The sequence below is a fragment of the Pradoshia sp. D12 genome (assembly GCF_008935075.1).
Lineage (GTDB): Bacteria > Bacillota > Bacilli > Bacillales > Pradoshiaceae > Pradoshia.
The window spans coordinates 3,009,794-3,033,326 of sequence record NZ_CP044545.1; the positions used below are offsets into that span (position 1 = coordinate 3,009,794).

The window sequence follows — 23,533 nt, forward strand, 5'->3', positions numbered from 1 at the left end:
AAGCAGCAGTAAGAAGTCGATTAGTTCAACTAATGCTCCGTGTGGAATGAAAGTAATTCCTCAACGGACATTGTTTCACTTTATCGTTTAATTGCTTTAAACGCTTTTTGGGCAGCCTGTATAGTCTTTTGAATATCTTCATTACTATGTTCAACTGAAAGAAAGATTCCTTCAAATTGAGAAGGCGGCAAGAATACACCATTTTCCGCCATTTCTTTATAATAATTCGCAAAAAATTGAAGATCTGATTGTTTTGCAGACTCGTAATCTTTAACCTGTTCATTAGTAAAGAAGAAGCCAATCATAGACCCTGCTCGATTACACGTTAAAGGTACTTGGTAGGTTTCAGCTGCTTCCTTAAACCCTGCCTCTAAGAGATCTGCTTTTTTAGTAAACTCTTTATACGTATCCTCATTAAGCTGGATTAACGTTTCATAACCGGCTGTCATCGCAATCGGATTTCCTGATAATGTACCGGCTTGATAGATGGAACCGCTTGGCGCAATTTGGCTCATGATCTCTTTTTTACCGCCGAATGCTCCTACTGGAAGTCCTCCGCCAATTACTTTTCCTAGACAAGTTAAATCTGGAGTAACATCGAAATGACCTTGCGCACATTGATAATCAACACGGAAACCGGTCATAACTTCGTCAAAGACTAATAAAGAACCGTGATTTTCAGTAATTTCTCTTAATCCCTGCAAGAAGCCTGGCAGTGGAGGGACTACTCCCATATTTCCCGCAACTGGCTCTACAATTACAGCTGCTATATCTTCGCCATATTGGTCAAAAGCAAGTTTTACACTCTCAAGATCATTGTATGGAACTGTAATGGTATTTCGCGCAACGCCCTCTGGAACACCAGGGCTATCTGGCAAACCAAGTGTAGCAACTCCTGAACCTGCTTTGATAAGCAATGAATCTCCATGTCCGTGATAACATCCTTCAAATTTAAGGATCTTATCTCGTCCTGTATATCCTCGTGCCAGACGAAGTGCGCTCATGGTTGCTTCTGTACCGGAGGAAACCATCCGTATCATTTCAATTGATGGGACACGATCAATTACAAGCTGTGCCAATTTATTTTCCATTAAAGTTGGAGCACCAAAGCTTGTACCAGTTTCAGCAACCTTTTTAATCGCCTCTACTACCCGGTCATTTGCATGGCCAAGAATCAGCGGTCCCCAGGAAAGAACATAATCAATATATTCATTGCCATCAATATCATAGATTTTTGAACCCTTTCCTCTTTCCATAAAAATCGGATCCATATTTACAGATTTAAAAGCACGGACAGGGCTGTTTACGCCGCCCGGCAATAAATTGATGGATTCCTGGAATGCTTTCTTAGAATTTTCATATGAACGCATATGCTGCAATCTCCTTTATATATGGAATTAATTTGATTCTTTTAACCATTTTGCTGCATCTTTTGCAAAGTAAGTAATGATTAAATCTACACCGGCACGTTTCATACCAGTTAGCATTTCCATCACAATAGCTTTTTCGTCAATCCAGCCATTTGCACCTGCTGCTTTAACCATGGAATACTCTCCACTTACATTATAAGCTACAAGAGGCAGATTTACCGTATTCTTCACATCGCGAATGATATCAAGGAAAGCAAGAGCTGGCTTCACAATGATGAAATCCGCTCCTTCCTGAACGTCTGATTCAGCTTCACGCAGGGCTTCAATCCGATTGGCATAATCCATTTGATAGGACTTTCTATCACCAAATTGGGGTGCTCCGTTTGCTGCTTCACGGAATGGACCATAAAATGCGGATGCATATTTAACGGCATAGGACATGATTGGAATGTGCTGATACCCTGATTCATCAAGACCCTGGCGAATCGCAGCCACAAATCCATCCATCATATTGGAAGGAGCAATAATATCCGCTCCTGCTTCCGCCTGGCTGACAGCTGTTTTAACCAAAAGCTCCAGACTTTCATCGTTTAAGATTTCATCATTTTCAACCATACCGCAGTGACCGTGGCTTGTATATTCACATAAACATGTATCAGCTACAACAAGAATTTCAGGATAGTTTTCTTTTACAAAACGAATCCCTTTTTGGACAATCCCATGTGTATGAAAAGCACCTATCCCACATTCATCCTTATTTTCCTGATCCGGTACTCCAAAGAGAATGACAGATTTGATACCAAGTGAAGCCACTTCATCCATTTCCTCTTTCAAACGATCCATGGAAAATTGATAGATTCCTGGCATAGAAGTAACGGGGTTCTTTTCATTTGTACCTTCCGTAATAAAAATCGGATAAATAAAGTCTTCTACATGTAAATGTGTTTCACGCACAAGCGCTCTCATAGATTCATTTCTTCTTAATCTTCTGTGTCGATTAAATTCAATATTGGCCATTTTAAGGTCCTCCTATATTACGAATAATACTGCCTTAATTCTTTCATCATTTCATCTACGGTATATTGCTCCGGACATAATGTGACAGCCACGCCCAGTTCTTCGGCTCTTTTCCTCGTGACCGGTCCGATTGCAACTGTCACTTTATCTATCAAACAGTCAAATAAATGATGTTTTTTCACGGTCTTCATAAAATGATTTACTGTCGAAGGGCTCGTAAATAATAGAATATCTATCTTTTTATTTGTAAGTACATCCACCAAGGCTTGTTCACTGTCTTCTGGCATACGGTTGCTGTAAATAACGGACTCCTCTGTATGTATACCTGCAGCTATCAGCCCATTAAATAGATAATCTCTCGCCAAATCACCCTTTATAATGAGCACAGATTCGCTCGTATCCACTACTTCCAGAAACGCAGGCAAAAAAGATTCAGCTACATATTTCGGTGGGATAAAAGTAGGCTGCAGACCATGTTCCTGCAAGGCTGCTTTCGTTTTTTTACCAATGGCTGCTATTTTAGGATAGATTCCTTCAAATTCCATTTCGTTCAGCATCTCACAAAATAGATCAACACCCGGCTTGCTTGTGAAAACGATCCAATCAAAAGATTCCAGCCTGCTCAGCTTTTCTTTTACTGATTCAAGCCTATCTGCATCAACCTTTTGAAACGAAAGAAGAGGCACCTTAATTGGTACCCCTCCATGCTCAGCAATCATGGCACACAATTGTTCGGCCTGCGCTTCTTCTCTTGTAACCAATACGCCTTTACCCGAAAGAAACAAGGAATGCTTCATTTAGCTTTCCATCTCCTCTTTAACCTTTTCAATTAAAGTCTTTGCTCCCCGTTCGATTAGGCGATTGGCAGCTGTTATACCTAAGCTTTCAGGATCATCTCCTGAAATTTGTTCACGATAAATGGTACGCCCATCAGGCGTTCCGACGAGTGCCTGGAATTGTAAGGTCCCTTTTTCGTCTTTATATGCAAAACCTGCAATTGGAACCTGACAGCCACCCTCCATTTTATTGAGGAAGACACGCTCCGCTGTAACAGCTTCTTTTGTATCCTGACAAGTTAATTTAGCTAATTCCTGCAATAGCTCATGATCGTCTGCTCTGCATTCAATCGCCAGCGCCCCTTGGCCAACTGCAGGTATGCAAGTATCTTCATCAAGGAAATCACTGACAACATCCTTTTTCCAGCCTAATCTCGAAAGACCTGCTGCCGCCAATACGATTGCATCATATTCTTCATCTTTTAATTTTTGAATACGTGTATCCACATTCCCTCTAATCCACTTGATTGTTAAATCCGGACGTTTTGCCAACAATTGAGCACTTCTTCTTAAGCTGCTTGTACCGACAATCGCACCTTCCGGAAGTTCTGCAAGCGTTAGATTATTTTTTGAAATCAACACATCACGATGATCCTCACGCTCTGGAATACAGCCAATTGTTAACCCTTCTGGAAGCTCTGCCGGCATGTCTTTCATGCTATGAATGGCCATATCAATTTCCCCATCTAGCATGGCTTGTTCGATTTCTTTTACAAAAAGACCTTTTCCTCCGACCTTAGAGAGAGTTACGTCTAAAATCCTGTCACCCTTTGTCACAATTTCTTTCAATTCAAATTCAAACGGTAATCCCAGATTTTTCAGCTGGTCAATAACCCAATTAGATTGTGTCAATGCTAATTTACTTCTACGTGAACCGATAATGATTTTTCTCATGATTTACCCTCCATCAATAGACATGAAATGCTGATATGCTGCCGAAAAAGAAGAAATTCACTAGCACTAACAAGAATGAACCAATATTCCAATAAGCGAGTGATTTCCCATAAATCCGGTTGTTAACTTTAAGATATAAATAGATTCCATATATAATTAGGCAGGCAAATGAGCCAAGAATTTTACTATCATACCAATTAATATCCGAAACGATTATATAGGCCCATTCAAGACCTAGTATTAATGATAATAATAACAGAGGTACACCGATTGCTACCAGTATATAAGACAGCTGTTCCAGTTTCGCCAGATCTCCCAGCCTGTTCAGCCTTTTCCCCCATTTCTTTCGCTTTAATAAATCGTACTGTATTAGATACAAAATTGAAAAGACAAAGGAAAGAGCAAACGCTGCATAAGATAGAATGGCAACTGTAATATGAATCATGGATAGCTCAGATAACACCTTAGTTTGCGCTTCTGCCGTAGAATAGGATTCTAATGTTGAGAATATATGAATGACCATCAAACCAAACCCTATTACATTTGTAAAAAACATAAAAAAATCTGTCCGTATTATCCGGTTTAGGATGAGTGAAAAGGTAATCAATATCCACACGTAAAAATATAATCCTTCAAATAAGGTAAGAACCGGGAATCTTCCCACTTCAAACATATATAGACATAAAAAAATTGTTTGCATCAACCAAACAATCGAAAGAAACCAGAAGGCTGCCTTATGAGCCTTCCGATTATTTTGTAAAAAATCTATGAAATAGAATAAGACACTAAGTCCATATAATATAATTGTAATTTCTTGCAATCTATTTAAATTAATATCAATCATATATCCCATCCTTGCTTAATATGGTTGTGACACCACTTTCAAGACAGGTCTATTTTGCTGGACCGATGTTTTAGATTGGAATGGCATTGCCGCCTTAAATTCCTGTTCTTCTACAAGCTCCTCAATATTGAAGATCGAGACAAATGCCTGTAAAGCAGCCTCTGGATTCTTCATTTCTGCCATATCTTTTGCATAAAGAATCGGATCTTTAAGCATCTGATTAATGATGCTCTTCGTATGCTTATTAATAACCTTCCATTCTCTTTCACTTAGGCCTGGTAATTTACGCTGCATACTCTCCATTGTTTCTGCCTGAATATCTAATGCTTTCTCGCGCAATGCAGAAATCACAGGAACAACACCAAGCATTTTGATCCATTGATTGAATTCAACCAGCTCACTTTCAATCATGATCATAATTTGTTCTGCTGCTTCTTTTCTTTCTGCCAGGTTCGCCTGAACGATACCTTCTAAATCGTCTATATCATAAAGAAAGACGCTGTCCAGTTCCATTAGTTTAGGATCTAAATCACGCGGTACGGCAATATCAACCATAAAAATCGGACGGCCTTTTCTTAAAATGTTGATATTTTCCATCATTTCTTTTGTAATTACATATTCCTTTGATCCAGTCGAACTGATTAATATATCTGCATCAAGCAGGGCACATTGCAATTCCTGAAGCATTTTTGCCTGTCCAGAGAATTTAGATGCCAATATTTCGGCTTTTTCCAAGGTTCTGTTAATTACCGTTACTTGATTGGCACCATTGCTATATAAATTTTCAATGGCAAGCTGGCCCATTTTCCCGGCACCGACTACGAGGATTTTCTTATCCTGAAGCGAACCAAAGATTTTTTTACCAAGCTCAACCGCTGCATAGCTGATTGATACCGCATTTTTATTGATTTCCGTTTCAGAGTGAGCTTTTTTGGCAAGCGTAATCACCCGTTTAAACAGATTATTAAACAATACTCCGACGGTATTTTCTTCCTGTGCCTGCTGGAAGCTTTTCTTCACCTGTCCAAGTATTTGAGTTTCTCCCAATACCATGGAGTTCAATCCACAGGCAACCTGGAATAAATGATTAACTGCTCCGTCCTGCTCATAAACATATAAATAGGAGGAAAGTTCATTTTGGTCAACCGCGAACCACTCTGCTAAAAATTCTTTAATATAATATCTGCCCGTGTGCAGCTGATCCACTACTGCATAAACCTCTGTCCGATTACAGGTGGAAACAATGATATTTTCAAGGATACTTTTTTTCTTACTTAATGATTTCATCGCTTCCGGCAGCTGTCCCAATTCAAAACTGACTTTTTCACGGATTTCAACAGGAGCAGTTTTGTAATTAAGACCGACAACAATTATATGCATTTCCCCTGTCACACCCCCATCTGAGCATATTCTTTTGCAAGTATATCATTGGTGTATATGAAAAATTTTCCACAAATTGTGAACATTATCGTAACTCTATATCAATTAAACATGTAAATGAGAAATTCTCATGAAATAAAAACCTGATATAATTAATGTATAATAGGTTAAATCTTAATTGCCAAAATGTTTCTCTGACAGTATTATGTGTAAATTAAATCACTAATTGTACATTATCAAAGATTAGAATAATTATCAATAATAATAAACCGGGAGACTACATATGAAAGAATATCGTTATTTTTCAAGCACTATTTTGATTGGCTTTGGTCTTTTTTATTTTTTAAAATCAATTAACTTTTCCCTATTGTCACCTTATTATTCATGGGGATCTCTTTGTATTATTATCGGATTAGCCTTTCTTGCTGAAAGCAGGTTTGGCAGTCATTCTGATTTTATACTGCCTGGAATCTTGCTCACTGGATTCGGTTTACACCAATACATAGCCGTCCATTTGGAAAACTGGCCAGCTGAGCATACAGCCCTATTTTTATTTATTAGTTTGGGTCTGTTATTGCTTCATCTAAAAAAGGGAGTTGGTAAAGGCCCGGGGATTTTATTCCTCGTTGTTTCTATCATCTTTATCTTCCATGAGAGAATCTTAACTATACTGGGCTTGGTTCATTTTGTTGATTTCTTTAATCACTACTGGCCTGTTCTTTTAATGCTCATTGGCGGATTCATTCTATTTAAGAAAAAATAAAAGCAGATAGCATGGCAACCCTACCTATTGTGGTCAGGGTTGCTGCATTAGGCTATCTGCCTTTCTTTTTTATAATCTCTTTTCGTAACTTGTTACTATTAGAAAAAAAAGAGAGACAACTTTTACTGTCTCCTTGTTTCACTAAAGCCCTCATAGTTTACGTACAATTGTTCATGATATTTGGTAAGCAATAGGCTGCATTCTTAAAGATTCCGTTTCCATTCTCTTACATTTATCTAGATGAAAAAGCCACTTCCAAAAAGAAGTGACTTTCTTGTTATTCCGCTAAAGCCCCTGTTAGTTTAAGTACACTTTTTCACAAACTTAATTTAATTTGCCTCTGCAGTAAGCGGCGTGTCCCAGGAGGAAGGCGATTTCGTCTTCTATCATAATGATAAGAGCCACCGATTTTTTGGCGGCTTTTTAACCTTAATTTTCACTCTTAACACATATAATTTAATAATCAAGGACCTGTGCCGCAAGAAACACTATACTTCTCGTTTTCATTTTGTTTTGCGTAGCAAATAGTGCCTGTCATTCCAGTTTCATTCTTCCAATCGTGCCATATTACCTCGTACTTATGTCCGTAATCTTCATCATAAATATCTCTAGAGATTATGATGGCAAAAAAACTTTGATAGGGATAACCATCATCTCTAATAGAAGCTCTTATAGCACTTCTAGGAGAATCGTTATCGTGTATGACTGAATCTAAAAGAGGAGGGAAGACTAGAACAATTATTAGTACGCCTATAAGAATTCATATTTTCTTCCTATTACGTTTCATATACTTACACCTCCTTTTTTAAAATTATACTATTTTCGGTAAATAACAAAGGGTTCAGTTCAGCTAACCTGCCCCGTTTCTACAATATGGAATTCAACAAAAAGAGCATTAATCCTCCTTTGGATCAACGCCCCCATTTGTTTAAGTACATTTTTTCACATAGATATCTAAATAGAGGATTTACAAATATCTATATTGAATTGTTATTCTATAACAAAATATTAAAATGGGGGATTTCATATGGAGATTCAGGAAGTCAATTTAAGGTGGAGATCTTTTGTATTTATCTTAGCTGTGTTGGTATTATTTATCTTCCCGAAAACTAGAGCCTTTTATTTTAAATTGTTGGATTTTAGCGTATTAAAGAGAGTAAATACATACGTAATTATTTTAATGGCATTATTACTCATTTTTATTTCAAATTTATTTATATTCAATAGGAGCTTATCTGCAACATATAATCTTCTCACTAGTTCATACTCAAGAACAATAATGTTGGATACATACGAATTATTTCTATATATATTCACTATAACTATTTTGGCTCCCATCCTTGAAGAGTTGTTATTTAGAGCTCCTCTCTCAATTTGGGCAAATAAACTTCCTGGTTACCTCATTACCTTATTAATTTCTTCCGTTTTATTTGGTTTGGGCCATACCGAATACCCTCTGTTTGGTTTTATATTAGGTATAGTATTCGGCTTAGTATTTAGACTTACAAATTCTTTAATTCCAGCTATCCTTACGCATTTCTTATGGAATGTATTTACTTTATTCTATTTCAATCATATTTAGGTGCAAACATAATTACTATGAGATGACATACGAATATTAATAAATTCTTATTTGGAACCGCTAGGGTTCCTTCTTTTTGTTGGCTGCAATTGTTCCTTATTGAGCTATCCTGCCCCTTTAGCCTAATAAAAAAGACCGTCAATCTGACAGCCCTGATCTTCTGCTATTGCTTGATTTGTTAAATTTCACAATAAACAAGGTACTTTTTCAATCGCTTTTAATTTCATAACTTCTTACTTTCTCATTTTCATCAAACTCTAGGATTAACCATTCACTATCAATGGGGATTAACCCTCTTTCATCACCTAGATAATATACAATATTATCTTTTTCCTTAAAATAATTTGTTTCGGTCGCTGTTCCTAACAACACTGTTACTTCATCCTTTGTCATCTTTACCAAATCGTATTCTTCAAATAAATTATCAACCATATGTACTCTTGATGACTCATCACTCAGCCATCTATCAATGTTAAAGTGTGATTTGTATTCATTAGTACCTAACATAATTCCGCAACATAAAGGAAGAAAACCAGCAACAACCATTGTACTTATAAATTTATTTTTATAATCTCCAATGCCCCCAAAATTATCATCTGAAGCTTTCCACAAAGCTAATTGAAAGGCTAATAACAAGAGTAAAGGCAAAATAATTGCCGTAACACTTACAATGTTGTACGAAGAATGTGCAAGTCTAATAATAATGAAGTAACCAACATAGAGGAATACATAGAATATGCAGTATAACCCAAACAACCACGACCATATGTTTTTCATTTTCAAAACTCCAAAATTTATCTATTTTTGTTTCGTTTTCAGTATCCATCTATTCCTCATACTATTCCGCTGTCTTACAGTCTATATATTACCACAATAACCCAATTACTTCTTCCGCTAAACTGCCCCTTTACTTCCATAAGAGTTCAACAGTAAGGGACATTAATCCTGCTTAGATCAACGTCCCTTACTTGAATTAGATATTATATTTTCAATTTTGCTTTGACCTAAGAATTACTCTATTCTCACTATATTTTGAACGATGATACGTGCAATCTCAGATTTAGATAATGTCCCATCTACAATGAGGTCAGAATTCGGTTTTGACGTATTTAACATATTTAGATACCCCCGCCTTCCTCTAAGAATGTAGTTATCCAGATCCAGCATTATATCCTCGGTAGAACCATTTTTAAAGTCTCGAATTATTCTCCGTGCCATTGCAATGTCCAATGGAGTATCAATAAACACTGCAAAATCAATAAATTCTCTTGTTTTAGTATGTAAATAAGCAAATGGAAAATCTAAAATAATGTAATCCAATGGTTCATTACCTAACTTCTTTATATCTCCAATAAGTGGCGATAAGTCCCATTCATCAGGATTACAACCATTATCAATCCATTCTATAATGTTATCAGGACCATCAAAATCATAATCATCAAAAGATATTGTTTTACTATTTTGCAACTGCCCTTTTAGGTAAGAGGTTATTGTTGTTTTGCCCCCACCCGAAACCGCAGCAATTGAAATCACAAACGGAAATTGCCTTTTCATAAAATCCTCCAACTTTTCGAATGTCTTCTTCCGCTAAACTGCCCCGTTTGCGGGATAAGACAAAGGAACTGTAATCACAGTTCCTTATATTAATCCTTTTAATTATGTATCATTATTCCTAAAGGCAACTAAACCTCATATTATTTGTTTTTGATTTCACTCTCAACAATATAAATCTTTTTGAATCTGTTACCTGTATTTGAATAAACCATTGAAAAGATAATAAGACCTATAATTAAAATAATGCCTATGATAAGTAGAAATTGCATTTTGAAATATTCACTTAATGCAATTAATAGTAGGCTAAAGCAAATACCATACATTATTTTACTCATAAATTTACAAAGTTCATCTTCTCTATACTTTTCTTTTTCACTATCGGACATTGTATTATAACCTGCCAATAGAAATGATCCTTTTCCTTTTGATAAAACGATAGCAAATATTAAAAAAGGTATCATAATTACTAGAATTGCTCCGACCACATTACACACCTCACTTATTGGTCAACTTTCTCACTTGGAATATTTTATCATATAAATGCTTATTAAACTAAACTGCCCCGTTAGTTTAAATAAGATATTTCACAAAGTTAGTATACCATTTATTGGTAATTATCAGAAAACTAAACAATATTTTTGTTATTTCACAAAAAAATCCGTCTAAATTTAGACGGATTTTGTATGCCGTTTTATCGGTCAATTATAATGCTATTTGAGTCGTGTTTTTTGAAAATGCACCTAAAAACGGAACCCTTTACCTAACTGGAACGACTGTATTTCTTATTCCGTTAAAGCCACCTATAAATGAAGAAGGTATTATAATGACCGAGGACTATCAGCCATTGTGTTAACAAGAATCAAATATATAAGTAAATTAGCAGGTAAAAAAAGAAATATTAGTCTTACTCCCAATGAGGAAACACCAAAATGTTCCGCTATACCTCCACAAACACCGCTTATAGACTTATCTGTTTGAGATTTTCTTAACTGTTTTTTCATTCCAGCTCCCCCTTTCTCACACAAAGCCAACCTTTATACTATTTAGACGGATATTCGATTATTAAAGTTTTGATTATTCTGCTAAACTGCCCCTTTACTGATATAAGAATCCCTGAATAGAAACATAAAAAGCAAAACCAGAAACACCGATACACATATAACCCCAAAATGCTTTTTTATCTTTTTGAAGCTCAATTACTCCCGTAGTCAACATCAAAAAACTCAGTGCTATCATTAAATAAGGCATATACTCGAAATTTTCGGTTATTAGACCATATAAAGCTAACACAAGGACACCTATTGATAAAATATTTCTTAATGTTTTTAGCATATTTCCCTCCCCTTTTAAAAAGTCATTCCCTCAAGTTTTTGTCTAATCATATCACAATTACATTATTACTTTATTCAAAAACGTAAATTCCTTTTTGAGCTAAACTGCCCCGTTTCTACAATAAGGGATTCAACATAAAAAGGCATTAATCCCTCTTGGAACAACGCCTTAATTATTTTGTATCAAAGCATTGATAATAAGTTTTTGAAATAAAAGACCAGGTTAGAAAATATAATCGCTGATATCACAGCTATAAATGTGAACTTAAATGATGGTTCTATTAGCTTTTCTAATTCATAAATTTTATCGCCTATAATAATTATGAATGAAATCATTATTATGAACCAAGCAAAAATATGTTGATTGTTATAATGAATTAGTCCGCTCGTTTTTAAGAGTAATAATAATAAAAAGTAGTAAAAAAACAACTTAGCTTTGATCATCTATCGATTCCCCTATGTCTGAGTTTCTGTTATTCATTCCTTAATAAGCTAACCTGCCCGTTTGTGACACAAGACATATTAATGTTTATCACGTATCTCCTTTAAAAGATCTATGACCATAGAATCTTGTTTTTGAATCGACTTTAAACTCTTTTCTATCGTACTTGTAGAGATAAATAGAACAATTAAAATGGCTATTCCAACAAAGAACAATCCACTCTCCTCCAAACTAACACTTTTGTAATAGTTTTACCATTTAAATCATTCTACAACTATCCTAATTGAGCTAACCTGCCCCTTTACTTCTATAAGAAGTTCAACAGAAAAAGGCATTAAATCCTTATTGGATCAACACCCCATTAGTTGAATAAGTATTTCTACATTTTACGGTAAACCTTCATCTTGTATTGGTACCATTCTTCATTTAACTTATTCAAGTCTGTTATCTTCCAAGGGTTGAAGAAAGTTTGTCCATTTTTATTAAAGAATAGATTATTGTCTATATGATAAGCAGCGTGCTTAATAACCCCATTTTGGTTTACCCAAGTAATAATATCTCCCTTTTTTATTACATCGTTTATTAGGGAAAAATTCGCTCTTTCCAATCCATTCAAAAACGTATTAGGATGAACCCACTCATCGATAATCCAATCTTGCTCTGTAATCGCAAATAGAGTTGCAGATAAACAATTACTTCCTGATTCCATTGGAAATTTATTGGCATATTTCTTTATATGTATGGGTGTCTGTTCTGGGAAATCAATGCCGAACCAATCATCCCATTGCTGAGCGTATGCTAGTATTGCACGCTCTTTTATTTGATAGGATAGTCTATTCCATATACTGCGTTGAATCACAAAAAACTTTTTATCGTTTTCCTCTACAATGTACTCTTGCGGAATTGAGCTTGCAGAAGCAAACAATGACAATGGAAGAATTAAACCTCTATTCATTTTATATTGAATATTAACGATGTCTCTCTTCTTTTGCTCAGGTAGGTTTGTTATCCAATCCGGTTTTGCCACAATAACAAACTGAGCTTTGGACGAAATGTTCCAATACATATAACTATTGACTAATTGGATTTGTTTATATGATGGATGTTTGAAAAATTCCCCTCCTGGAACTACTAAGACTTCACATAAATACTCCACTAACGAATCTAAATCTTTTTCTTCTACGAAAAACAGATCTTTTTTGGGAACAAAATTTTCTATCCAAATACTAACTTGCTCTTTTGTTGGTTCCATTCTAACAGTCATTTTTACCACATCTCTCATTTCGAAGTGTATCTATTTTTTCTTATTCAACTAACCTGCCCCTTTAGCTGCATAAACAAAAAGAGCTGAATACAACTCTTAATATTGGAGTAAGGCCCCCTTTACTTTAATCTTTAAGCACAACAGTAAATAGATTTATCAAAAGCATCTTCAGGAATATATATAATTCCATCTTTAATTTTATAAGGTATTCCATTTTTCTTTAATAATTCAGTTGCATTACTGTTGGTCTTTTCTCCCCATTTTATATATTCACCCTTATACTCCTTTTGACAAGCTGTTATCAAAAGAGAACACAAACATAGAGATAAAACTATTTTTTTCAAAAAACCAAACTCCTTATTATGTATTGATATCCCAAATTATATTTTACCTTAAAATTCCATTTTGTTGAGGGTTATTATTGAACAAACCTGCCCCTTTAGTCGCATAATAACTGAACGTCTTATGACATTCTTAACCTTCTGCTAAATTCCCCCTTTTTTGCAGATTAAGAAGGTGAGCTAAACACCAAACTTTCGGTATAAAAATAAAGCCCTGCAGCCCTGGTTTATGTAATAAGTAACTAATCGATATAAATAGTACAGTTGTGATACAATTAAAAAAAATCACACAGGAGGAAATTAATGATAAAAGGTTTGTTACGTATATTGAGTTTGATTGCTACAGTCTTAGTGCTGATGTGGATTTTTGATTTGGTTTTCAAGGATATACCATCTAAGAATTTTATAGACGTTGCTGTTTTGATGGGAATAGGTGGGGCAATCGGAGTAACAATTCGCTTTGCGATAGATCGGGCTAAAAAATCTTGACCTTCTTTTTTCAAAATCTCTATACTAAAGGGCGATGTTAACAAAAAAGAAGACATAAATAACCTTGTCTTATGTTTCTTCCACTAACCTGCCCCGTTTCTACAATAAGAAGTTCAACAAAAAAGAGCATTAATCCTTCTTGGTCCAATGACCCCGTTAGTTGAATACTATCCTTTTAGTCTGTGACGGAATTGAATTCACTAATTCCTCTCATAATGCCTCTTATAATTAACTGCCCTAAGATATAAACAACAGAAATGAATATAATTGCGAAGTCTCTTCCGAAAGGTTTAAACCAACTTCCATCATCAACAATAAAAAAATAGCCAAACAACAAAGAAATAACTGTCATTATAAAATTGACTCCAAGAAACAAAGGGAATTTTATGTTTCTCGATGTTATGCCTACAACAATTATGAACAATAGAAATACGGGAAATAAGAAAACAACATCGTGCTCCCCAAGATGACAGTAGTTATATTCGTATAAATGAAATAAGAATGGAACTGGAATAAGTGCTAAAATGATTTTAATAAAATTCATTTATGTATGCCTCCATATAATCTAAGTTAATATTACTATTTCTACATCTTTGTCAGGATTCCTTCTTCAACTAAACTGCCCCCTTTAGCTGCATAACAAAAAGGAGCTGATCACAACCCTTGATATTGGAGTGATGCCCTGTTAGTTCAACAAGATGAATATACGTTATACTTACATTGACTGAGATTTATAATTGTGTATAATACAAGGTAATTGCATAAGTTGAATGTTTTCTAGGGTTCCGCAGCAGTCAATGTTGGTCTGGTCCGAGAGAAAACTCACAGCTTTGCTGTGTCACGGAAGGATAAAAGCCTGGGAGAAACTGTTTTTACAGTTTAACTCTCGGGCTTTTTTTGTTTTTTTGAGAATAAATTTGGAGGTGTCTTTAGATGAATAAAGACTGGATTAAAGTGATTATTGCTGCTTTCTTTGAAGTTTTTTGGGTTATTGGTTTAAAACACGCTTATGAGTTTTGGACTTGGACTGGAACTATCATTGCTATATTCGTCAGCTTTTATTTAATGATTATGGCAGGAAAAAGACTTCCCGTGGGAACTGTTTATGCAGTTTTTGTTGGGTTAGGTACAACTGGAACCGTCGTTTCTGAAATTCTATTCTTTGGAGAACCATTTAAAGTGGAAAAAATATTATTGATTTTACTGTTATTAGCAGGAGTAATTGGCTTGAAATTAGTAACAAAGGACAAAGTTCAGGAAGGAGATGAATCCTAATGGCTTGGATTTCTTTAATCTTAGCAGGTTTATGTGAAATGTTTGGTGTTGCAATGATAAATAAACTGCATAAAGACCGTAGTTGGAAATCGCTGCTTCTATTAATCCTAGGATTTGGGGCAAGTTTTATATTTCTTGCTTATTCAATGGAAACACTTCCTATGGGTACAGCTTACGCAATTTGGACAGGTATTGGTGCATCTGGTGGAGCAATTTTAGGGATGATTTTTTATGGCGAATCAAAAGATTGGAGAAGACTTATTTTCATAGGTATGGTATTAGGTGCTGCTGTGGGTCTAAAACTTGTCTCATAAAAGAGTTTTTTGTTTTGGAAGAAGAAGATAATCTGTTTTTATTAAGCAAATTATCTTCTTTATTCTTGTTCAACTAAACTGCCCCTTTAGTAACATTAACTTTTTTTACCAGCTTCATAATATCACTTAATATTTAAGGCATAAAAAAACTCCCTCTTGAGAGAGAGATTATATTATCTCTATTTTAATATCATTTGATTGAATTTGGATAAAGGAATAGTTTTAATTTGCAATTCCTTTGCCTTTTTCAACAGGATATAATCACCATCATCGTTATAAATAATTGCATCTACTTTATATCCGTTTGTACCTTTATTTAATCCTGCTACATCCATATAATTAACTAATATTTCTTCTACTTTGCTTTGAATTCTAGTTGGAAGAAGAGAGATATTTATAATCTTTCCTTCTAGTTCAGAAACCTTATTGTATTCTCTTCCAGCAATTGAATCAGCCGTACTTTGGCGTATAACCGAAGCTGTCTCTAGATTTAGATCCTTTGAAACAGCATCAATAAACCATATATCTGTCTGAACTTCTACCCCTAATTCTTTCGCTTTATCCAATTTACTTCCTGGTTGTTCTCCGCAAATTAAAAGGTCTGTTTTAGAGGACACGTTTCCTGTCACAATAGCACCACATTTTTTAGCGATTTCTTTCATCAAAACTCTTGGAAATGGACTTGCCCCTGTAAAAACAATTCGTTTATCTTGAAAAACAACACTTTGCCCTTCCACATTAGCGGTTTTTTCCACGAAATGTTTGAGTCTACTTGGATTAACTTTATATAATGGTATCCAAACATTAGGGTTCGCTCGTAAAATCACTTCATAAAGCGCTTTAACATCATCTAAAGCGTTATGAGTTAATGGTTGGTCGATTTCAAAAAAGTGCAATAGATATCTTAACGAATAGGAAAACAAATCAGGACTTGAATTTTTTATCGCCCGAACTGAATCATAACATTCATAATCTTCATCCAACCAGCCATAATGAACCAAAAATTTACGGTCAAAAGAAACATTATGGGCAACAATTGGATATTGATAAGTGCGAATAATGTTTTGGAATTGCTCTTTCTTTGATTGATCACAAGCAATTTGAGCATATCCATTCCCCATACCTAAATGAATAGATGCTTCATCTTCTATTTCTGCTATATGTTCACTTGCAACTATTATCCCATCCTCTACAACCAATAGGGCAACTTCGTATATACCTGAATCGACATCAAAGTCACCTGTTTCTATATCTACTAGAATCATTCTTTTCATACTTTAACCCTCCTATAACCTATAATTTTATGTACTAATAGGAAAAAGAAACTCCATATTTACTTAATAGATATTGATTTAAAGCTTCTTTGTCCTGAAATAACATTACTTGTTCTTTTCCATCAAATATATCTGATTCTTTATCAACAACAAATTTGAGATGATAATGTTTACTGTATGTACTTTTTCTAATAACAAATGTGCGAGATACCTTATTTCCTTTTTCATTTGTTAATTCAATTTTATTTTTGTAAATTAGTTTATACTGGTGTCTATCAATCTCTATTCCGTCTTTCTGAACAATAATTAAAGCGTTATCTTTTATATTGTGAAACTCTAATTCTTGAATATCATACAGACCCTTTGAACTCCAGGCTTCGATACCTGTATCTAAAAAAGACTGCAACATTTCTTCACGAGTAAATCCCGTGATATAAACCTTATTTCCTACGATATTTAATATGCCACTATCCAATTCATTCATTCTATTTTGTAACATAAAATCACCTATTCTATTCTATGAGAAAAATCCCGTAATTTTTGACTAATACAATCGTTACTCTCAAAAGAAGAACATTAACCTTGATACTCCTAATACTATATACTCATCCGTCTTTTTTCATATTTTTCCAATTATATTATAACATCTCTTATTCAACTAATCTGCCCCTTTAGTAGAACAAGCCAATTCGTAGACTAAATTTGATTACCGTGGAAAACCTTTAAAATAATATCGCGATCCGGCACTTTCAGCCTATGGTAAGACTCCAAGAAATCAGTATTGTCATACTTTGCTTCAGCAAGGTTTATTCCAACCTTCTCACCTAATAAGGTAATAACTGCATAAGGTGCTGTAGATTTATTGTTACAGCCGAGGGAACCTGGATTCAGGAAAACTCTGTTGTTCCCTTTAAAATAGTGAAGGGGGTGATGATGACCAAAACAGATTACATCATCATTCCTGTCATTAAATAATATTTGAAAGTTTTCGAGAGAGGGCTCTACGATAGAACTAAACGGATCTTTACTAATTGGCTCACTCATTTTATTCTTACTAATTTGATAATGTATGAATAGCATTTGGGTTCCATCAAAGTTTTTTTCAATCAAACGTGGTAAACTGAATAACTTCGGCAAATATGCCTTATCGATTCTATCCAAAATCCATTGATGATGTTCCCTTACGTGAGAATGACTTTCTGGATATTCTTGGCCGGTGGCCAACGATAATATTGCCTCATCGTGGTTACCCGTAATCATTGAAATATCATTCCGTGAAAACAGCATATCCAATACTTCATTTGAATCCGGACCGATGCCAATCATATCCCCTAAGCAGTAAATATGATCAACACCTATTGTTTTATCAAACTCGTTAAGTACAGCTCTCAATGCCGGTGCATTACCGTGAATATCTGTTATGATCCCTATTTGCATCTTTTTATCTCCTTATTGAATAATAAAAATAGCTGCCTATGACAGCTATATAAACCAAGAATCATTATTAAAAATTCTCTACTGGTAAAGAGATTCCTTCTTGGGGAGATCCGGTTTCTTATTTAACTATCCTGCCCCTTTAGTAACATAAGGAGTTCAACAGAAAAGGGCATTAATCCTTCTTAGATCAACACCCTGTTTGATTGAATACAATAATTCACAAACTAATTGTAAACGAGTCAACTTGTAAAAAAACTGAAACCGTTGGATAGGATACCCTAAATGAAATGTTTTTCAATAATTATCTTTGCTCTTTCATCTAATCGGGAAGGTAATTCATTGATAGGGAAATATCTCAAGTCCAAACTTTCACCGTCATTCATAGCTAGTTCCCCACTTATCCCCTCTGCTTGGTAAACACATATTACGTTATATACTTCATCACCATTAGGATACTTAAAATAAAGTTCTTTACCTGATAAAATATCAACAAATTTAAAACTCTTTGCTTTTAACCCTGTTTCTTCAAACAGTTCACGTTCAGCAGTTTGCTCTAAATTTTCACCAACTTCCATCGCTCCACCAGGCAAACCCCATTCTTTTGTATCGGAACGATGTTGAAATAAAACCTCTTTTTTATCATTCATAACTACAATAGTTGAACCAACTAAAATAACTGGTCTACTACCAATAAGTGCTCGTATTTCTTTTATGTATCCTGTCATATTCAATTTACCCCTATATTTTATTCTTAGAATTTTAGTAAACTACCCCTTTACTCTTACTATAAGAAGTTCAACAAAAAGGAGTATAATCCTTTTTTCACTAACCTGCCCCTTTTGTACAATAAGAAATTCAACACAAAAAGGCATTAATCCTTCCTGGATCAATGCACCCGATAATTGAATAAGGATATGTTTTATTTTATTTTTACATTGATAATAACTGCACCAACCACAATCCATAAAACGTAAAATAACATTACGATATAAAGGTGATCAGGCAGTAAAGGGACAAATATAAATATAATACCAAGTCCAATTAGATAGATACCTGCATACTTAGAGAGTCTCTTTTTATCTTTTACTTGACCTTCTACATATCCTGCTAAAATTTGTACTTTTCCTTTTTTCCAAACAAAATAAGCAGCCAAAAAATGAAGCCCTGCTACTATAAGGCCGACAAACAACTGCATTGTTTCAACCCCTTATACGGCATTTGTATTATATATATCTTCCGCTAACCTGCCCCTTTAGTAAAAAGCGACTGCTCTTAATTCACAATCGCTACCCATCAGAGGATTAAAGTTGTATTTTGAACTACTTCCATTCATTAGCCAAAAGACCATAAATTACGTGGTCTACATAGTGGTCATAAAGCCACTCTGCTTGTCTTATATGACCTTCTTCCTTAAAACCGAATTTTTCTGGAAGTGCTCTACTCTTTTTATTTCCAACTGCGACTCTAGCTTCAATCCGATTAAGTTTGAGGTCATTAAAACCGTAATCAATTAAAGATTTAAATGCTTTCGTCATTATACCGTTTCCCTGGAATTCTTCACCTAACCAATAACCCACCACACCAATTTTATTCGCCTTATATATTTCATTAAAACCAATTGTACCTGCAATTTTACCGTTATATATAATTGCAAACGATTGAGGATAACCATCATTCTCGATAAGCTCTTTATATCTTGATTGAATATTTTGTAGAGTATCTTCTACACTTTTAGTATAGTCGAGCCACCCTAACCACTCTTTTAAATAGGGCTTAGAATTTATCGTTAAATCAAAGAACTCAACTGCATCATCTCTATTAAACAATCTCAAAGAAACTTCATCATCCACCTTATGCATTAACACGATTTATTACCCACTTTCTTCTTTTCATAGATATAAATATCATTATAATTTTAGCAAATATTCAATTAATTTACATTAAATGCTATTGCACTAACCTGCCCCTTTTGTGGAATAAGAAAAAAGAGCTGATCACACAGCCCTTGATATTGGAGTAATGCCCCTGTAAGTAATTGTTTAACCTTGGAAAGTATAAATTGAAGAGTTTGACAGTAACTTTTCTACACCATCTGGATGATAAGGCATTAATTCATTAGCCCTTTGTATGCCTATCCACCTTACTTCCGAAATTTCATCTTCGTCTTGAATTAAAATTTCTCCTTCTGTGATTTTCGCAGTAAAAGTTATAAACAGGGCGTGATGTCCCTTTTCCTTAAAAAACGCTTCATTTACTGCTACAATGTTTTCAACTTCAATTGTTAAACCTGTTTCTTCCTTAATCTCACGGATAACTGCTTGCTCTAGAGTTTCCCCTTTTTCAACTTCACCCCCAGGAAGAGACCAACCACTTCCTATGTTATTAACCATCAGGATTTCTTCCTTATCTTCGTTATAAATTAATGCATATGCAACATCTACTCTTGTCATATTCTGTTATCCCCCCTGTTTATACAATTGGTTTAAATATCCTTCATAACATAATGTTCTTGAACTAAACTGCCCCGTTTGTTCATTAACTAATTAAATAATTTGAAGGCACCAAACCCCATAGCATATCCTCCGCCAATACCCATAACCACGCCCAAAATTGTCCATTGTGAAATGTAAATGCCAAACATAAATGATAATAACCCTAAAAATCCTACTAGCACCATTTTTTTATTCATTGCATCCCTTCCCATTATCTCGCATATTTTCCCATACGATATCATTATCCAAATTATAACAACTCTTCTCCAACTAATCTGCCCCTTTAGCAGCATAACAAAAAAGAGCTGCTCACAGCCCTTGATATTGGATCAATGCCCCAGTTTGTAAACGTTTATGTGCTATAGATTTATTAACTCATATTAGTTCCCCACAAAGCATTTAAAGTCATAATATATAATGTGAATAATCCTGTTAACATAAAAAAAATTAAAGGAATAACTCTTAAGGTTTTATTTTTTCTTATTGTTATTATAAAAACAGTAAAAGAAACTATCGCAATAACATAGTAAAGATAAAACATTAGGTAATGTGTCAGTGGCCCTAAAAATAATGCAAGCACCGAAAATTGAATTAAAAAAGCTAAAATTGAAATAGCAACCCATCTTAGATTATTTTTGATTGATACAATATTCTTTATCGAGAATGATATTAAAGTCATTATTAATACAGCAAGCAACCATTCATATAAGAAAAACAATGATTCATTATTTACCGCAAAATAATACCCAAGAATGGATAACGGTATAATTATAAGAAGTAAATATACATTTAATTTAAGGTTAAACGTCTCTTTAATGTTTTTCACCTCTTTTCATACTGCCTTATTAGATAACTCCTTAATATTGAATTCTCCACTCGAAAACTAAAATCCTTCTTCCGCTAACCTGCCCCGTTTGTCCAATAAGATCCTTGATAAAAGCGTTAATCCTTCTTGAATCAACGCTCCTTATACGATATTCTTATAAATTAAATCTTTCTTTTATTAATTTTGCTGATTCCATCGCATTTAAATTGGTATTATTAATTCTTATGTAATTTTCTTTTTTTATTTCACCTTCGTAGGAGTTTAATCTATACTTTTCCATTGTATTCTTTAATTCATTTTCGGACTTTTCGATATTTCTTTTGGTAGGTTTGTGTTCAAGTCTGTGAGGGCTTTTATTTCGTTCCAGTCTTTCGTTAAGTTCAGCTTCTAACTCAACAAAATAAATAGCCGCACCTTTCGACTCGAAAATTTTACAAATATTATCTACATAATCCCAATCTTCTTGTTGGTCAAATGCCCATACATAAGTGAATATTAAACCATCCAAATCACTTACTGATACTGACTTGAATAATTCAATTCGAAATAGATTTGATAATCTCCACATTTCACTACTAAATCCGAAAAACGGTTCTAATAATTCGATGGTCATATGATTATGAAAGAGCTTTAATTCAGTTATCTTTTCTAATTCCTGTCCTACTGTCATTTTACCAACAGCTTGAGGGCCAAATATAAGTATAAACTTCATAAAATTCCTCCAATAACTATATTTAGATATTGTTTAAATTTTCCGTTATTTAAAACTCTTATGCAACTAATCTGCCCCTTTAGCTGCATAGCAAAAAAGAGCTGACCACAGCTCTTGATAATAGAGTAATGCCCCCGTTTGTTTAAGTGATAAACGTCACAACCAGAGTATTATTTCGTTTTAATCATACTCTCATTTTATTATTTGAAGTAAAGTCAATGAGTTTAAATCTATCCAATTTACAACAATTAATCCAATAACAATTATATTTTTAAGAATATTCACCAACAACCTGTTATATTTGATATTTACATTTTTATCTTCACTTAAAAATATGGGTAAATTAATGTTTTCATCAGACTTTTCTATGAATGTAAATGCACCCCAAACTATAACTCCTATTAGAGGTAATGCCATAGATTTCTTTACGTCATCGCCTCCTAAAACACTCCATTTATAGAACACTTGTATGAAACCTAGAGCAAGAACTAATAGTGATAAATTATTCATAATAATTTCTAAAGGCATTTTCTTTGAAGGTGACATTTTTACCCCCCTTACTATTCCTAGCATTTGCTGTTCTATAATCCTTCTTAAAACTACAACAGATGGTTAAAGGATATTAATGAATTCTTGAATTCGAAACTCATTTATTCCATTTTATGAAGTTGTCGGATAGTTGAAATCACATTAAGAATGGCAATAGGATAGCCAAAAATCCAGCTACTATTATGATAGTACCAAAAATCCGAGATAGTAATTTTTCGTCTCCTGAAACCCCATTCCACAAAACAAGATTCACTAAGAAGAGAGCTTTTTTCTTGAGTACCAAATACCCTGTAAATATTAAAAATAGCCCAATTAAGATGACAATTATTTCATCGATAATCTTTCACCTCCAAGATTGTGATAATCCTAAAAACCTCACATTAACATAATTATCCAATTGATTCTGGGATTCACATAGAATATATTGCTTAATCTTTCAGTCTTCACCTACTGTTCTTCTTCCACTAACCTTACAATAAGGAATTCAACAAAAAAGAACATTAATCCTTCCTGGATCAATGCACCCGATAAATGAATAAGGATATGT

31 protein-coding genes and 1 riboswitch are annotated in these 23,533 nt (G+C 34.3%); of the genes, 5 read left to right on the top strand and 26 right to left on the bottom strand.

What is annotated here, in order from left to right; all coding sequences use genetic code 11:
* Window positions 1-80: 80 nt before the first annotated feature.
* The 6 genes from hemL to hemA are packed head-to-tail and all read right to left on the bottom strand — an operon-like array spanning window position 81 to window position 6,341.
* On the bottom strand, window positions 81-1,370 hold the full coding sequence (gene hemL / locus F7984_RS14465) for a glutamate-1-semialdehyde 2,1-aminomutase (protein ID WP_066105575.1): 1,290 nt from the start codon (window positions 1,368-1,370) through the stop codon (window positions 81-83).
* A 27-nt stretch (window positions 1,371-1,397) separates the two neighbouring features.
* Window positions 1,398-2,387: a porphobilinogen synthase gene (hemB, locus tag F7984_RS14470; RefSeq protein WP_140461959.1), complete on the bottom strand. Its 990-nt coding sequence runs from the start codon at window positions 2,385-2,387 to the stop codon at window positions 1,398-1,400.
* Between the two features lie 17 nt (window positions 2,388-2,404).
* Window positions 2,405-3,184 (bottom strand): uroporphyrinogen-III synthase, encoded by a 780-nt coding sequence (locus F7984_RS14475; RefSeq protein WP_139892629.1) that lies wholly within the window; start codon window positions 3,182-3,184, stop codon window positions 2,405-2,407.
* On the bottom strand, window positions 3,185-4,117 hold the full coding sequence (gene hemC / locus F7984_RS14480) for a hydroxymethylbilane synthase (RefSeq protein ID WP_066105588.1): 933 nt from the start codon (window positions 4,115-4,117) through the stop codon (window positions 3,185-3,187). It lies immediately after the preceding gene.
* 13 nt (window positions 4,118-4,130) lie between these two features.
* Window positions 4,131-4,961: a cytochrome C assembly family protein gene (locus F7984_RS14485; RefSeq protein ID WP_066105591.1), complete on the bottom strand. Its 831-nt coding sequence runs from the start codon at window positions 4,959-4,961 to the stop codon at window positions 4,131-4,133.
* A 15-nt stretch (window positions 4,962-4,976) separates the two neighbouring features.
* Window positions 4,977-6,341 (bottom strand): glutamyl-tRNA reductase, encoded by a 1,365-nt coding sequence (hemA, locus tag F7984_RS14490; RefSeq protein WP_066105594.1) that lies wholly within the window; start codon window positions 6,339-6,341, stop codon window positions 4,977-4,979.
* A gap of 283 nt (window positions 6,342-6,624) precedes the next feature.
* Between hemA and F7984_RS14495 the strand changes: the two genes are divergently transcribed.
* The gene (locus tag F7984_RS14495) at window positions 6,625-7,104 is read left to right on the top strand and encodes a hypothetical protein (protein WP_066105598.1); all 480 of its coding nucleotides are present in this window, start codon (window positions 6,625-6,627) and stop codon (window positions 7,102-7,104) included.
* Between the two features lie 1,027 nt (window positions 7,105-8,131).
* Window positions 8,132-8,686: a CPBP family intramembrane glutamic endopeptidase gene (locus F7984_RS14500; protein WP_140461958.1), complete on the top strand. Its 555-nt coding sequence runs from the start codon at window positions 8,132-8,134 to the stop codon at window positions 8,684-8,686.
* A 207-nt stretch (window positions 8,687-8,893) separates the two neighbouring features.
* Here F7984_RS14500 and F7984_RS14505 read toward each other — a convergent pair whose 3' ends face one another.
* The 8 genes from F7984_RS14505 to F7984_RS14535 all read right to left on the bottom strand — a co-directional run bounded on the left by F7984_RS14505 (window position 8,894) and on the right by F7984_RS14535 (window position 13,621).
* Complete coding sequence (locus F7984_RS14505) at window positions 8,894-9,463, bottom strand: hypothetical protein (RefSeq protein WP_140461957.1); 570 nt, start codon at window positions 9,461-9,463, stop codon at window positions 8,894-8,896.
* A 234-nt stretch (window positions 9,464-9,697) separates the two neighbouring features.
* Entirely contained in the window at window positions 9,698-10,240 is a 543-nt protein-coding gene (locus F7984_RS14510; protein ID WP_140461956.1) for a nucleoside/nucleotide kinase family protein, read from the bottom strand.
* Window positions 10,241-10,380: 140 nt separating this feature from the next.
* Complete coding sequence (locus tag F7984_RS14515; RefSeq protein ID WP_140461955.1) at window positions 10,381-10,725, bottom strand: DUF3784 domain-containing protein; 345 nt, start codon at window positions 10,723-10,725, stop codon at window positions 10,381-10,383.
* Window positions 10,726-11,058: 333 nt separating this feature from the next.
* Window positions 11,059-11,241, bottom strand: a complete 183-nt coding sequence (locus F7984_RS14520) for a PspC domain-containing protein (protein WP_140461954.1) — start codon at window positions 11,239-11,241, stop codon at window positions 11,059-11,061.
* A gap of 94 nt (window positions 11,242-11,335) precedes the next feature.
* On the bottom strand, window positions 11,336-11,572 hold the full coding sequence (locus tag F7984_RS14525; RefSeq protein ID WP_140461953.1) for a DUF3953 domain-containing protein: 237 nt from the start codon (window positions 11,570-11,572) through the stop codon (window positions 11,336-11,338).
* Window positions 11,573-12,093: 521 nt separating this feature from the next.
* Complete coding sequence (locus F7984_RS19585) at window positions 12,094-12,228, bottom strand: hypothetical protein (RefSeq protein ID WP_258188229.1); 135 nt, start codon at window positions 12,226-12,228, stop codon at window positions 12,094-12,096.
* Between the two features lie 164 nt (window positions 12,229-12,392).
* A complete protein-coding gene (locus tag F7984_RS14530) occupies window positions 12,393-13,295 on the bottom strand; it encodes a hypothetical protein (protein WP_192796813.1) in 903 nt (300 codons plus the stop codon).
* Window positions 13,296-13,408: 113 nt separating this feature from the next.
* Complete coding sequence (locus F7984_RS14535; protein WP_140461951.1) at window positions 13,409-13,621, bottom strand: hypothetical protein; 213 nt, start codon at window positions 13,619-13,621, stop codon at window positions 13,409-13,411.
* A 300-nt stretch (window positions 13,622-13,921) separates the two neighbouring features.
* Here F7984_RS14535 and F7984_RS14540 point away from each other — a divergent pair, with 300 nt between their 5' ends.
* A complete protein-coding gene (locus F7984_RS14540; RefSeq protein ID WP_140461950.1) occupies window positions 13,922-14,107 on the top strand; it encodes a hypothetical protein in 186 nt (61 codons plus the stop codon).
* Between the two features lie 175 nt (window positions 14,108-14,282).
* Here the strand turns inward: F7984_RS14540 and F7984_RS19155 are convergent, their stop codons facing one another.
* Window positions 14,283-14,651, bottom strand: coding sequence for a hypothetical protein (locus tag F7984_RS19155; protein ID WP_181162034.1), 369 nt, complete (start codon window positions 14,649-14,651; stop codon window positions 14,283-14,285).
* 222 nt (window positions 14,652-14,873) lie between these two features.
* Window positions 14,874-14,972: riboswitch (guanidine-I (ykkC/yxkD leader) on the top strand.
* Window positions 14,973-15,040: 68 nt separating this feature from the next.
* On the opposite strand from F7984_RS19155, the gene F7984_RS14550 reads away from it, so the two are divergent.
* Window positions 15,041-15,382: a DMT family transporter gene (locus F7984_RS14550; protein WP_140461949.1), complete on the top strand. Its 342-nt coding sequence runs from the start codon at window positions 15,041-15,043 to the stop codon at window positions 15,380-15,382.
* Window positions 15,382-15,696 carry a DMT family transporter gene (locus tag F7984_RS14555; RefSeq protein WP_140461948.1) on the top strand — a complete coding sequence of 105 codons (315 nt, stop codon included), beginning with the start codon at window positions 15,382-15,384 and terminating at the stop codon, window positions 15,694-15,696. The genes F7984_RS14550 and F7984_RS14555 overlap by 1 nt, the downstream gene beginning before the upstream one ends.
* Window positions 15,697-15,875: 179 nt before the next feature.
* Here F7984_RS14555 and F7984_RS14560 read toward each other — a convergent pair whose 3' ends face one another.
* From F7984_RS14560 to F7984_RS14605, 11 genes are all read right to left on the bottom strand, one after another.
* Window positions 15,876-16,970: a 3'-5' exonuclease gene (locus F7984_RS14560; protein WP_140461947.1), complete on the bottom strand. Its 1,095-nt coding sequence runs from the start codon at window positions 16,968-16,970 to the stop codon at window positions 15,876-15,878.
* Window positions 16,971-17,004: 34 nt separating this feature from the next.
* Entirely contained in the window at window positions 17,005-17,469 is a 465-nt protein-coding gene (locus F7984_RS14565; protein ID WP_140461946.1) for a hypothetical protein, read from the bottom strand.
* A gap of 197 nt (window positions 17,470-17,666) precedes the next feature.
* Complete coding sequence (locus F7984_RS14570; RefSeq protein WP_140461945.1) at window positions 17,667-18,407, bottom strand: metallophosphoesterase family protein; 741 nt, start codon at window positions 18,405-18,407, stop codon at window positions 17,667-17,669.
* 278 nt (window positions 18,408-18,685) lie between these two features.
* Window positions 18,686-19,132 carry an NUDIX hydrolase gene (locus F7984_RS14575; RefSeq protein ID WP_140461944.1) on the bottom strand — a complete coding sequence of 149 codons (447 nt, stop codon included), beginning with the start codon at window positions 19,130-19,132 and terminating at the stop codon, window positions 18,686-18,688.
* A 194-nt stretch (window positions 19,133-19,326) separates the two neighbouring features.
* Window positions 19,327-19,602: a DUF3784 domain-containing protein gene (locus F7984_RS14580; protein WP_140461938.1), complete on the bottom strand. Its 276-nt coding sequence runs from the start codon at window positions 19,600-19,602 to the stop codon at window positions 19,327-19,329.
* 124 nt (window positions 19,603-19,726) lie between these two features.
* Entirely contained in the window at window positions 19,727-20,266 is a 540-nt protein-coding gene (locus F7984_RS14585; RefSeq protein WP_413242777.1) for a GNAT family N-acetyltransferase, read from the bottom strand.
* Window positions 20,267-20,446: 180 nt separating this feature from the next.
* Window positions 20,447-20,857 (bottom strand): NUDIX hydrolase, encoded by a 411-nt coding sequence (locus tag F7984_RS14590; protein WP_140461942.1) that lies wholly within the window; start codon window positions 20,855-20,857, stop codon window positions 20,447-20,449.
* A gap of 89 nt (window positions 20,858-20,946) precedes the next feature.
* On the bottom strand, window positions 20,947-21,096 hold the full coding sequence (locus tag F7984_RS19160; protein WP_181162046.1) for a hypothetical protein: 150 nt from the start codon (window positions 21,094-21,096) through the stop codon (window positions 20,947-20,949).
* A 173-nt stretch (window positions 21,097-21,269) separates the two neighbouring features.
* Window positions 21,270-21,725 (bottom strand): hypothetical protein, encoded by a 456-nt coding sequence (locus F7984_RS14595; RefSeq protein ID WP_140461941.1) that lies wholly within the window; start codon window positions 21,723-21,725, stop codon window positions 21,270-21,272.
* Between the two features lie 154 nt (window positions 21,726-21,879).
* Window positions 21,880-22,437, bottom strand: coding sequence for an AAA family ATPase (locus F7984_RS14600; RefSeq protein ID WP_140461940.1), 558 nt, complete (start codon window positions 22,435-22,437; stop codon window positions 21,880-21,882).
* Between the two features lie 192 nt (window positions 22,438-22,629).
* Complete coding sequence (locus F7984_RS14605) at window positions 22,630-22,983, bottom strand: hypothetical protein (protein WP_140461939.1); 354 nt, start codon at window positions 22,981-22,983, stop codon at window positions 22,630-22,632.
* Between the last annotated feature and the right edge of the window lie 550 nt (window positions 22,984-23,533).

Bases quoted from the DNA above. Each gene is read 5' to 3' on its own strand.
- F7984_RS14475 (WP_139892629.1), bottom strand. From the start codon at position 3,184: ATGAAGCATTCCTTGTTTCTTTCGGGTAAAGGCGTATTGGTTACAAGA.
- F7984_RS14540 (WP_140461950.1), top strand. From the start codon at position 13,922: ATGATAAAAGGTTTGTTACGTATATTGAGTTTGATTGCTACAGTCTTA.
- hemA (WP_066105594.1), bottom strand. From the start codon at position 6,341: ATGCATATAATTGTTGTCGGTCTTAATTACAAAACTGCTCCTGTTGAA.
- F7984_RS14570 (WP_140461945.1), bottom strand. From the start codon at position 18,407: ATGCAAATAGGGATCATAACAGATATTCACGGTAATGCACCGGCATTG.
- F7984_RS14560 (WP_140461947.1), bottom strand. From the start codon at position 16,970: ATGAAAAGAATGATTCTAGTAGATATAGAAACAGGTGACTTTGATGTC.
- F7984_RS14520 (WP_140461954.1), bottom strand. From the start codon at position 11,241: ATGAAAAAACAGTTAAGAAAATCTCAAACAGATAAGTCTATAAGCGGT.
- F7984_RS19160 (WP_181162046.1), bottom strand. From the start codon at position 21,096: ATGAATAAAAAAATGGTGCTAGTAGGATTTTTAGGGTTATTATCATTT.
- F7984_RS14505 (WP_140461957.1), bottom strand. From the start codon at position 9,463: ATGAAAAACATATGGTCGTGGTTGTTTGGGTTATACTGCATATTCTAT.
- F7984_RS14510 (WP_140461956.1), bottom strand. From the start codon at position 10,240: ATGAAAAGGCAATTTCCGTTTGTGATTTCAATTGCTGCGGTTTCGGGT.
- F7984_RS14530 (WP_192796813.1), bottom strand. From the start codon at position 13,295: ATGAGAGATGTGGTAAAAATGACTGTTAGAATGGAACCAACAAAAGAG.
- F7984_RS14485 (WP_066105591.1), bottom strand. From the start codon at position 4,961: ATGATTGATATTAATTTAAATAGATTGCAAGAAATTACAATTATATTA.
- F7984_RS14555 (WP_140461948.1), top strand. From the start codon at position 15,382: ATGGCTTGGATTTCTTTAATCTTAGCAGGTTTATGTGAAATGTTTGGT.
- hemL (WP_066105575.1), bottom strand. From the start codon at position 1,370: ATGCGTTCATATGAAAATTCTAAGAAAGCATTCCAGGAATCCATCAAT.
- F7984_RS14580 (WP_140461938.1), bottom strand. From the start codon at position 19,602: ATGCAGTTGTTTGTCGGCCTTATAGTAGCAGGGCTTCATTTTTTGGCT.
- hemC (WP_066105588.1), bottom strand. From the start codon at position 4,117: ATGAGAAAAATCATTATCGGTTCACGTAGAAGTAAATTAGCATTGACA.
- F7984_RS14590 (WP_140461942.1), bottom strand. From the start codon at position 20,857: ATGACAAGAGTAGATGTTGCATATGCATTAATTTATAACGAAGATAAG.
- F7984_RS14600 (WP_140461940.1), bottom strand. From the start codon at position 22,437: ATGAAGTTTATACTTATATTTGGCCCTCAAGCTGTTGGTAAAATGACA.
- F7984_RS19155 (WP_181162034.1), bottom strand. From the start codon at position 14,651: ATGAATTTTATTAAAATCATTTTAGCACTTATTCCAGTTCCATTCTTA.
- F7984_RS14585 (WP_413242777.1), bottom strand. From the start codon at position 20,266: ATGCATAAGGTGGATGATGAAGTTTCTTTGAGATTGTTTAATAGAGAT.
- F7984_RS14565 (WP_140461946.1), bottom strand. From the start codon at position 17,469: ATGTTACAAAATAGAATGAATGAATTGGATAGTGGCATATTAAATATC.
- F7984_RS14575 (WP_140461944.1), bottom strand. From the start codon at position 19,132: ATGACAGGATACATAAAAGAAATACGAGCACTTATTGGTAGTAGACCA.
- F7984_RS14525 (WP_140461953.1), bottom strand. From the start codon at position 11,572: ATGCTAAAAACATTAAGAAATATTTTATCAATAGGTGTCCTTGTGTTA.
- F7984_RS14550 (WP_140461949.1), top strand. From the start codon at position 15,041: ATGAATAAAGACTGGATTAAAGTGATTATTGCTGCTTTCTTTGAAGTT.
- F7984_RS14500 (WP_140461958.1), top strand. From the start codon at position 8,132: ATGGAGATTCAGGAAGTCAATTTAAGGTGGAGATCTTTTGTATTTATC.
- F7984_RS14605 (WP_140461939.1), bottom strand. From the start codon at position 22,983: ATGTCACCTTCAAAGAAAATGCCTTTAGAAATTATTATGAATAATTTA.
- hemB (WP_140461959.1), bottom strand. From the start codon at position 2,387: ATGGCCAATATTGAATTTAATCGACACAGAAGATTAAGAAGAAATGAA.
- F7984_RS14495 (WP_066105598.1), top strand. From the start codon at position 6,625: ATGAAAGAATATCGTTATTTTTCAAGCACTATTTTGATTGGCTTTGGT.